The organism is Streptomyces sp. RP5T (genome assembly GCF_003933965.1).
Lineage (GTDB): Bacteria > Actinomycetota > Actinomycetes > Streptomycetales > Streptomycetaceae > Streptomyces.
In genome coordinates, this window is record NZ_RSAJ01000337.1 from 1 (window position 1) to 9,066 (window position 9,066).

The window sequence follows — 9,066 nt, forward strand, 5'->3', positions numbered from 1 at the left end:
GTGCCGGTTACGCGTCCCGTACCGCTCGGGACAGTCTTGTCGCTGCCTGGGCTCTCGGTCGGTTGTCCGGGGGGCGTCTTCTCGGGTGGACCGTGTTGGCCAGGAGGACGACGAAGGTGTCGGTCGCCGGGTCGAGGACCAGGGACGTGCCCGTGAAGCCCGTGTGGCCCGCCGCTCCCCGGCCCGCCAGTTCGCCCATGAACCACTTCTGGTCCAGGGCGAAGCCCAGCCCCGGCGGGGTCAGCAGCAGCTCCACGAAGTCCGGGCCGAGGATGCGGGCGGGACCGTACGCGCCGCCCGCCAGCAGGGCCCGGCAGAAGACCGCGAGGTCCCGCGCGGTCGAGAAGAGGCCGGCGTGGCCCGCCACCCCGCCCAGCGCCCACGCGTTCTCGTCGTGGACCACGCCCCGCAGCATCCCCCGGTCCGCCTTGGCCCACGGCCGGCGCTGGTCCTCCGTGGCCGCCGCCCGCGGGCAGGGGCCGAAGCCGGTGGACGTCATCCCGAGGGGCCGCGTGATGCCCTCGTGGACGAGGACGTCGAGGGGGCGGCCGGTGATGCGTTCGAGGACGTGCTGGAGGAGGAGCGGGTTGAGGTCGGAGTAGGTGTAGGTACCCGGCACCCCGATGGGCGGCTCGGCGCGCAGGAGGTTCAGGCGGGCCTCGGCGTCGTCGCAGTCGTACAGCGGGAGCTCGGGGCGCAGTCCCGAGGTGTGGGTGAGCAGTTCGCGGACGGTGATGCCGTGGGTCACGGCCGCCGTGAACTCGGGCAGGTAGGCACCCACCCGGGCGTCGATGCCCAGCGTGCCGCGCTCCATCTGCTGCACCGCCGCCACGGCGGTGAACAGCTTGGTGAGGGACGCCAGGTCGAAGGGGGTGTCCACCCGGACCGGGACCCGCTCCTCGGGGGGCAGCTCCACGCCCGCGTCGGCCTCGGGGTCGTAGGACGCGTAACGGACGGCCCAGCCCGACGCCTCCTCCACGGCGATCACCGGGCCGCGCCCCGCGACCAGTACGGCGCCGGGGGCCCAGGGGTGTTCGCCGGTGGTGAGGGCGTGGAACTCCCGGACGAGGTGCCGCAGTTCCCCGGGGTCGAGCCCGGCCCGCTCCGGTGTGTCGACGCGCAGTCTCGGTGCGCTCAGTTCTCCGCTCCCTCCGCGATCGCACGCGTGTTCCAAGGACGGCACATTGCCATGAAACAGGTGAGGGCTACCAGTGCGGCCACCAGTTGGATGACCGCCATCGGGACGGCGGTGCCCTCTCCGGCCATCCCGACCAGCGGGGAGGCGACCGCGCCGATGAGGAAGGAGGAGGTGCCGAGCAGGGCGGACGCGGAACCGGCTGAGTGCCGGGTGCGCAGGAGGGCGAGGGACTGGGCGTTGGGCAGGGTGACACCCATCGCGGACATCAGGACGAAGAGGCCGGCGGCGACGGGGAACAGCCCCACCTCGCCGAAGACCCCGGCCGTCATCAGCAGCAGGGCCGCGGCCGCCGCCGTCACGGTCAGCAGGCCCACGCCCAGGACCCGGTCCAGGCCGACCCGGCCCACCAGCACCTTGCCGTTGATCTGGCCGACCACGACGAGTCCGACCGAGTTCACGCCGAACAGCAGGCTGAACGTCTGCGGGGAGGCGCCGTAGATCTCCTGGACCACGAACGGGGACGCCGAGATGTAGGCGAACAGCGCGGCGAAGGCGAAGCCGCCGGTGAGCATGTAGCCGGTGAACGGCAGGTCGGCGAGGAGGCGGCGCATGGAGTGCAGGGCGTCGGTGACCCCGCCGGTGTGCCGCTCGGCCGCCGGGAGGGTCTCGGGCAGCCTCGCCCAGACCAGGGCGGCGAGCAGCGCCCCGATGACCGTGAGGACCACGAACACGCCCCGCCAGTCCGTCACCCGCAGGATCTGTCCGCCGATCAGCGGCGCCACGATCGGCGCGACCCCGCCGATCAGCATGAGGGTGGAGAAGAACCGGGCCATCGCGACGCCGTCGTACAGGTCCCGGACCACGGCCCGGGCGATCACTATGCCCGCGGCGCCCGCGAGCCCCTGCACCAGCCGGAAGCCGACCAGGAACTCCACGTTCGGCGCGAGGGCGCACAGCGCGGTGGCGACGACGTACACGAGGAGACCGGCGAGCAGCGGGCGCCTGCGGCCCCAGCGGTCGCTCATCGGGCCGACCACCAGTTGCCCGAGCGCCATGCCGAGCAGGCAGGCGGTGAGGGTGAGCTGGACGGTGGCGGCGGGCGCGCGCAGGGAGTCGGTGACCTCCGGCAGCGACGGCAGGTACATGTCCATCGCCAGCGGTGGTGTGGCGGTGAGGCCGCCCAGGAGCAGGGTGACGAGCAGTCCGGTGCGGCGCACGGCGGCCGCGGGCGGTTCCGTGCCGGCCGCGGCCGTCCGCTGTTCCAGGTGCGGTGTCGGTGCCCCCTGCTCGGGCATGTGCCCCTCCCTCTCCATGTACTGCGTCGTCCCGGGGGACCCCCCGGACCCCCGGCCACCTATGCTCTCAGCTCGTACAAGGTGGCGACGGTCGGGTGAGCGAGGGTGGAGCCGGGAATGACGGAGCAGAGCGTGCGCTGGGGGATTCTGGCGACCGGCGGGATCGCGTCGGCGTTCACCGCTGACCTGGTGGATCTGCCGGACGCCGAGGTGGTCGCGGTGGCCTCCCGGTCCGAGTCCTCGGCGAAGGCGTTCGCCGAACGGTTCGGGATCGAGCGGGCGTACGGCGACTGGGCCGCACTCGCCGAGGACGCGGACATCGATGTCGTGTACGTGGCCACCCCGCACGCGGCGCACCGGGCGGCCGCCGGGCTGTGTCTGGCCGCCGGCCGCAACGTGCTGTGCGAGAAGGCGTTCACGCTGAACGCGCGCGAGGCCGAGGAGCTGGCCGGGCTCGCGAGGGAGCACGGGCGCTTCCTCATGGAGGCCATGTGGATGTACTGCAACCCGCTGGTCCGGCGGCTCAAGGCCCTCGTCGCCGACGGGGCGATCGGTGAGGTGCGCACGGTGCAGGCCGACTTCGGGCTCGCCGGCCCCTTCCCGCCCTCGCACCGGCTGCGGGACCCCGCGCAGGGCGGGGGCGCGCTGCTCGACCTCGGGGTGTACCCGGTGTCGTTCGCGCACCTGCTGCTCGGGGAGCCCTCCGACGTCACGGCGAAGGCGGTGCTGTCCGAGGAGGGCGTGGACCTCCAGACGGGCGCGATGCTCTCCTGGGACAGCGGGGCGCTGGCCTCGCTGCACTGCTCGCTGACCGGCGGCACGGCCACGATCGCGTCGGTCACCGGCTCGCTGGGCCGGATCGACATCCCGAACGGCTTCTTCCACCCGGACCGTTTCGTGCTGCACCGCGACGGCCGGGAGCCCGAGGAGTTCGTCGCCGACCCGGCCGACGGGCCCCGCAGCAGCCTCAAGCACGAGGCCCGCGAGGTGATGCGCGCGCTGCGGGCAGGTGAGACGGAGTCCCCGCTGGTGCCGCTGGAGGGCACCCTCGCGGTGATGCGCACCCTGGACGCGATACGGGAGCGGATCGGGGTCCGCTACCCGGGAGAGAGGGCAGGGGAGCTCCTCGCGCAGGCCTGACCGCCCGGCGCCGCGGGCTCACCTACGCTGCGCTCCCATGGACACCAAGAACGTGAAGAGTGCCGTGGTGACCGGCGCGGGATCCGGGATCGGGCGGGCGGTCGCCGTGGAACTGCTGCGGACGGGCTGGTCGGTGACGCTGGCCGGGCGGCGGGCGGGGACGCTGGAGGAGACGGCGGCCCTCGTGCCGGAGGGCGCCGCTCTCGCCGTACGCACGGACGTCTCGCTCCCCGACGACGTGGCCGCGCTGTTCGCCGCCGCCGTGGAGCGGTTCGGGCGGGTGGATCTGCTGTTCAACAACGCGGGGACCTTCGGGCCCGGTGGGGTGCCGGTGGAGGAGTTGCCGTACGACGCGTGGCGGCACGTGGTGGACACCAACCTCAACGGGGCGTTCCTGTGCGCGCAGGCGGCGTACCGGCAGATGAAGGAGCAGGATCCGCGGGGCGGCCGGATCATCAACAACGGTTCGATCTCGGCGCACACCCCCCGGCCGCACTCCGTCGCCTACACCGCGACCAAGCACGCCCTCACCGGCCTCACCAAGTCGCTGTCGCTGGACGGGCGGCCGTACGGCATCGCGGTCGGGCAGATCGACATCGGGAACGCGGCGACCGACATGACCGCGGGTATGGGGGCCGGAGCGCTGCAGGCCAACGGGGAGGTCGTACCGGAACCCGTGATGGACGTGGCCGACGTGGCGCGCACGGTGCGGCACATGGCGGAGCTGCCGCTGGAGGCGAACGTGCAGTTCGCGACCGTACTGGCGACGGCGATGCCGTACGTGGGGCGCGGTTGAGCATTCGCGGGGGTGGTTGAGCGGTCGATTTCCACAAGTGGAATTTCTGATTCCACCCCCGTTACGGCCGGTCGACGGCTTATGCTCATCACGCGCTCTCCACAAGAGCTTCACACTTGGGGGGCGGCGTTCCGTCGGCCTCGCCCGAGGGGGGAGCGCGGCGGCCGTCCATCGGCCGGGTGGGGGTGGATCTCGCGTGGGACCGCGGGATGCGCACCGGTCCGTGGACGGCCGCCGCGCACATTCTCAGCTCGCACACATGCCTTCTCAGCCGGTCCATATCCCTTCCTCACGGCCCCGCAATGCGGCGTCCCTACCTTGAGGGCGCGCCCACAGCGGGCGCCAAGAACCTTCGAGGAACGGGATGTTTGGCATCTATCTCAAGCGCGAGCTGGGCCGGCGCAAGAAGGCGGCCCTGGTCATCGCACTGGGTCTGGCGCTCGGTATCGCGCTGGTCATCACCGTCAACTCGGTGTCGGCCGGCATGACGCAGGCTCAGGACAAGGTCCTGAAGTCGCTGTACGGCCTCGGCACCGACATGACCGTCACCAAGGCCAGGTCGGCCCCGACGTCCGGGAGTTCGGGCAGACCGAACTTCCGGTTCGACGCCAGCTCCGACGACAGCGACGAGAAGCAGAGCTCCGACCGTGTGATGACCCAGGGCGGTCAGGCCCTGGCGTCCTCGGTGGTCACCAAGGTCGCCGCGCAGAAGGGCGTGGCGAGCGCGGTGGGCGCGCTGACCCTGAACGTCACCAAGGTCGACGGCTCCTTCACCCAGGGCAAGGCCCAGAGTTCCGGCGGAAACACCGGGAACAGCGGTCAGGGCGGTCCGGGCGGCGGCTCCGGCGGCACCGGCACCGCCGCACCCCAGGTCCAGGGCGGCGGCGCCGACTTCGACGTGAACTCCTACTCGGTCACCGGCGTCGACGTCAGCGACCAGACCCTCGGCCCGCTGGCCGGCTCGAAGATCACCTCCGGAAAGACCTTCACCGCCGCGCAGACGAACGCGAAGGTCGCGGTCGTCGGCAAGTCGTACGCCAAGGAGAACTCCCTCAAGGTCGGCGGGACCCTGAAGATCTCCGGCACCACGTACACGATCATCGGTATCGCGACGCCCGACAGCAGCGAGTCCACCACCGACGTCTACCTGCCGCTGAAGCAGGCCCAGACGCTGGCCGACGCCAAGAACCAGGTCACCACGGTCTACGTCAAGGCGACCGACTCCCAGCAGATCGACTCCGTCAAGGCGGCGATCCAGAAGAACATCTCCGGTACGACCGTCACGACCTCCGCGGACCTCGCGGAGACGGTGTCCGGCTCGCTGTCCACCGCCTCCGATCTCGCCACCAGCGTCGGCAAGTGGCTCTCCGTCGCGGTGCTCGTCGCCGCCTTCCTGGTGGCCGCGCTGCTGACCTCCTCGGCGGTCTCGCGCCGGGTCCGTGAGTTCGGCACCCTGAAGGCGCTCGGCTGGCCGAGTCGCCGGGTCACCCGGCAGGTCGTCGGCGAGTCGATCGTGAACGGCCTGCTCGGCGGTGCGCTCGGCATCGCGCTGGGCCTGGCGGCCGCGTACACGGTGACCGCGATCAGCCCCAAGCTGACCGCGCAGCTCGGCGGCACCGGGGGCGCCGGCGGCATGGGCGGTGGTCCGGGCGGCGGCGGCCCGGGGCAGCAGTCCGCGCAGAACACCATGGAGATCGCGCTGTCCGCGCCGGTCTCGACGACCACCATCGCCCTTGCCGTGGGCCTCGCGGTGACCGGCGGCCTGATCGCCGGGGCGATGGGCGGCTGGCGGGCGTCCCGGATGCGGCCGGCGGACGCGCTGCGCAGCGTGTCCTAGCACCCGCCGACCGCCTCACCTCACCGCCCGACTTCACCGCCCGACTTCACCTCCACGGCGGATTCTCAACGGAGCTCTCATGTACAGACTCACCGGCGTCACCAAGCGCTACACGCGCGGCAAGGAGACCGTCGAAGCCCTGCGCGGCGTCGACCTGACCATCGAGGACGGGGACCAGCTGGTCATCCAGGGCCCCACCGGCGGCGGCAAGTCCACGCTGCTCCAGATGATCGGCGGGCTCGACCGTCCGACGGAGGGCAGCGTCGAGCTGGACGGCGTGGACCTCGCGAAGATCGGCGAGGCCAAGCTGACCCGGCTGCGGGCCGAGAAGATCGGCATCATCTTCCAGTCCTTCAACCTCATCCCGACACTGACGGCTCAGGAGAACGTGGAGACGGCTCTCGTGCCGCTCGGCGTGAAGCCGGCCGAGCGGCGCGAGCGGGCGGCCGAGGCGCTGCGCTCGGTGGGACTGGGCGAGCGGCTCACGCACGCGCCCGCCGAGCTGTCCGGCGGACAGCAGCAGCGGGTGGCCATCGCGCGGGCCCTGGTCAAGAAGCCGAAGGTGCTGCTTGCGGACGAGCCGACCGGCAACCTCGACGAGTCCATGCGGGACGAGATCATGGCCCTGCTGGAAGGGCTGTGGCACGAGTACGGGTTGACGTTCGTCATGGTCACGCACGACTCGTCGATCGCCCGGCGGGCACCGCGGCTCGCCACCATCAGGGCGGGCCGGATCACCCTGACCGAGCAGCAACAGTCCTACGCGCACTAGGAGCCGGGGAAGTCGGGCCGCTCACCGGTTCAGGACGCGGTTGATCTCGGTCACCTGGTCCTCGGTGAGCGGCCCCTTCTCCATCGCTGCCGCGTTCTGCTCCGCCTGGGCCACGGAACGGAAGCCCGGGATCGGTACCGTCCGCGGGCTGCGGGCCCAGATCCAGGCCAGCGCGCCCTGGGCCAGGGTGCGGCCCTCGCTGGTGAGGATCTCCTTGAGCGCGTCGATGCGGGCCAGCCACTCGGGGTCGGCCGACGTGCCGTCCCCGAAGCCCTGGAGCCAGGCCGGGGGCCTGCTGCGGATGTCACCGGAGTCCCGGGGCCCCTGGCGCTTGCCGGCGAGCAACCCCATCGCCAGCGGGCTGCGGTTGACGCTCGCGAGCCCCGACTCCTCGCACAGGGCCAGCATTTCGGGCGCGTCCTGCATGACGTTGAGCGCGTGCTGTACGGCCGCGCAGTGCTCCCCCTCGGCGAACACCGCGGCACGGGACGGGTCGTCGGTGCTCCAGGCGTAGGCGCGGATGAGCCCCTCGCTCACGAACTCCTCGCACGTGTCCCGGAGTTCGGCCGCGCGGGCCGGGCCGAGGTCGGAGAGGTGGAGCTGGTACAGGTCGATGTGGTCGGTGCCGAGGCGGGCGAGGGACGCGGTGAGCGCGCGGCGGGCGTAGGCCGGGGTGTCGTCCTGGCCGGTGAGGGTGCGGGTGTCCTCGTCGAAGACGTTGCCCCACTTGGTGGCGAGGACGACGTCGTCGCGGCGCTTGCCCAGCGCCCGGCCCAGCACCCGCTCGCTGTGTCCGGCGCCGTAGGTGTCCGCCGTGTCGAAGAGGGTGATGCCGAGGTCCAGGGCGCGCCGGACCGCCCGTACGGACTCCTCGTCGTCGACCTTGCCCCAGCCGAGCGGCTGGCCGTCGGCTGCCTGCCATTCACCGCCGATCGCCCAGCAGCCGAAGCCGAGTGCGCTGACCTCGATGCCGGAGCGGCCCAGTGTGCGTGTGGTCTCCATGCCGCAGAACGCTAGGAGTTGAAGTGCGCTCCAGGGCAAGGGGTTTCCCGGGAACTCATGCCTGGCCGGTCTCGAAGCGGGAGATCCTGCCGTCCTCCCCGACCGTGAAGTCCCAGCGGGTGCGCATCTCGCCCCAGGCGTCGTTGCGGTAGTGGGCGAGGAGGGAGCGGCCGTCGTTGGACTCGTTGTCGACGTCGAGGTGGCCGTTGGAGGAGAAGATCTCCCGGTCGATCCACTCGTCGAGGTCACGGTCGGTGCCGTCGTCCGCCATGGTCGCGCCGGGCGCGAGCAGGGCCAGCAGGGCCTCACGGTCATGGGCGTTGACGGCGGAGACGAAGGCACGGACGGCCGGGTCGCTGAGTCGGGCGGTCTGAATCGTCATGCCGGCCAGCCTCACACCGCGGGTGCGAGCCCGCCACCCGAACGGCTGCGCGGGGTTCCGGGCAGGTGTGAGCGGTGCGACGGTGGAAACGCGAGGGGGGTCTCATTCCGCTTCTTGTGCTGGGAGTCATCGTGACCGCTTACGACCGACGCGATCTGGGCCTGCTGCTGCTCCGACTGGGAACCGGGGGTGTGCTGGCCGCCCACGGCGCGCAGAAACTGCTCGGCTGGTTCGGGGGCGGCGGGCTGGAGGGCACCGGCCAGTTCATGGAGTCGGTGGGCTACGCGCCGGGCAAGGCGAGCGCCACCGCGGCGGGCCTCGCCGAGGCGGGCGGCGGAGCGCTGCTGGCGCTGGGCCTGGCGACCCCGGCGGCGGGTGCGGCGGCGGCCGGCGCGATGGCCGGGGCGTCCGCGGTCCACGCGCCCAACGGGTTCTTCAACGCGGGCGGCGGCTACGAGTACGCGGCCTCACTGGGCCTCACGGCGGCGGGCCTCGCGGTGACGGGCCCGGGCCGCCTCTCCCTGGACCACGCCCTCGGCCACGCGGTGAACCGGGGCTGGATGGTACCGGCGGCCCTCGGAGCGACGGCCCTGGCGACCACACTGATCGTGGGCGCCCGGAACCGGCGACTCCGGGAGAAGGAGAACGGGGGCGACGACGGCCAGACGACGCTGTTCGAGGAGGACGAGGCGTTGATTGGGGAG

Annotated in this window: 9 protein-coding genes; 5 read left to right on the forward strand and 4 right to left on the reverse strand. The window is 72.2% G+C overall.

The features are described 5' to 3' along the window. Positions 1 to 7 precede the first annotated feature (7 nt). Entirely contained in the window at positions 8 to 1,183 is a 1,176-nt protein-coding gene (locus EHS43_RS28635) for a serine hydrolase (protein WP_125193624.1), read from the reverse strand. Beyond that, on the reverse strand, positions 1,135 to 2,433 hold the full coding sequence (locus EHS43_RS28640) for a multidrug effflux MFS transporter (RefSeq protein WP_125193625.1): 1,299 nt from the start codon (positions 2,431 to 2,433) through the stop codon (positions 1,135 to 1,137). Before EHS43_RS28640 ends, EHS43_RS28635 begins: the two co-directional genes overlap by 49 nt. A 117-nt stretch (positions 2,434 to 2,550) precedes the next feature. On the opposite strand from EHS43_RS28640, the gene EHS43_RS28645 reads away from it, so the two are divergent. The 4 genes from EHS43_RS28645 (at position 2,551) to EHS43_RS28660 (ending at position 6,978) form a co-directional block, all read left to right on the forward strand. Continuing rightward, positions 2,551 to 3,573, forward strand: coding sequence for a Gfo/Idh/MocA family protein (locus EHS43_RS28645; RefSeq protein ID WP_125193626.1), 1,023 nt, complete (start codon positions 2,551 to 2,553; stop codon positions 3,571 to 3,573). 37 nt (positions 3,574 to 3,610) lie between these two features. Next, a complete protein-coding gene (locus EHS43_RS28650; protein ID WP_125193627.1) occupies positions 3,611 to 4,369 on the forward strand; it encodes an SDR family oxidoreductase in 759 nt (252 codons plus the stop codon). Between the two features lie 364 nt (positions 4,370 to 4,733). Continuing rightward, a complete protein-coding gene (locus tag EHS43_RS28655; protein ID WP_125193628.1) occupies positions 4,734 to 6,206 on the forward strand; it encodes an ABC transporter permease in 1,473 nt (490 codons plus the stop codon). A gap of 79 nt (positions 6,207 to 6,285) precedes the next feature. Further along, positions 6,286 to 6,978, forward strand: a complete 693-nt coding sequence (locus EHS43_RS28660) for an ABC transporter ATP-binding protein (RefSeq protein ID WP_125193629.1) — start codon at positions 6,286 to 6,288, stop codon at positions 6,976 to 6,978. 21 nt (positions 6,979 to 6,999) lie between these two features. Here the strand turns inward: EHS43_RS28660 and EHS43_RS28665 are convergent, their stop codons facing one another. Together EHS43_RS28665 and EHS43_RS28670 are read right to left on the reverse strand one after the other, a co-directional pair. Continuing rightward, positions 7,000 to 7,980 carry an aldo/keto reductase gene (locus tag EHS43_RS28665; protein ID WP_125193630.1) on the reverse strand — a complete coding sequence of 327 codons (981 nt, stop codon included), beginning with the start codon at positions 7,978 to 7,980 and terminating at the stop codon, positions 7,000 to 7,002. A 55-nt stretch (positions 7,981 to 8,035) separates the two neighbouring features. Next, positions 8,036 to 8,362: a nuclear transport factor 2 family protein gene (locus tag EHS43_RS28670; protein WP_125193631.1), complete on the reverse strand. Its 327-nt coding sequence runs from the start codon at positions 8,360 to 8,362 to the stop codon at positions 8,036 to 8,038. Positions 8,363 to 8,493: 131 nt separating this feature from the next. Between EHS43_RS28670 and EHS43_RS28675 the strand changes: the two genes are divergently transcribed. Further along, on the forward strand, positions 8,494 to 9,066 hold a 573-nt coding region (locus EHS43_RS28675; protein WP_185806452.1), incomplete at its 3' end, for a DoxX family protein.

Coding starts and splice junctions, on each gene's coding strand:
- EHS43_RS28640 (WP_125193625.1), bottom strand. CDS start 2,433: ATGCCCGAGCAGGGGGCACCGACACCGCACCTGGAACAGCGGACGGCC.
- EHS43_RS28645 (WP_125193626.1), top strand. CDS start 2,551: ATGACGGAGCAGAGCGTGCGCTGGGGGATTCTGGCGACCGGCGGGATC.
- EHS43_RS28650 (WP_125193627.1), top strand. CDS start 3,611: ATGGACACCAAGAACGTGAAGAGTGCCGTGGTGACCGGCGCGGGATCC.
- EHS43_RS28655 (WP_125193628.1), top strand. CDS start 4,734: ATGTTTGGCATCTATCTCAAGCGCGAGCTGGGCCGGCGCAAGAAGGCG.
- EHS43_RS28660 (WP_125193629.1), top strand. CDS start 6,286: ATGTACAGACTCACCGGCGTCACCAAGCGCTACACGCGCGGCAAGGAG.
- EHS43_RS28665 (WP_125193630.1), bottom strand. CDS start 7,980: ATGGAGACCACACGCACACTGGGCCGCTCCGGCATCGAGGTCAGCGCA.
- EHS43_RS28670 (WP_125193631.1), bottom strand. CDS start 8,362: ATGACGATTCAGACCGCCCGACTCAGCGACCCGGCCGTCCGTGCCTTC.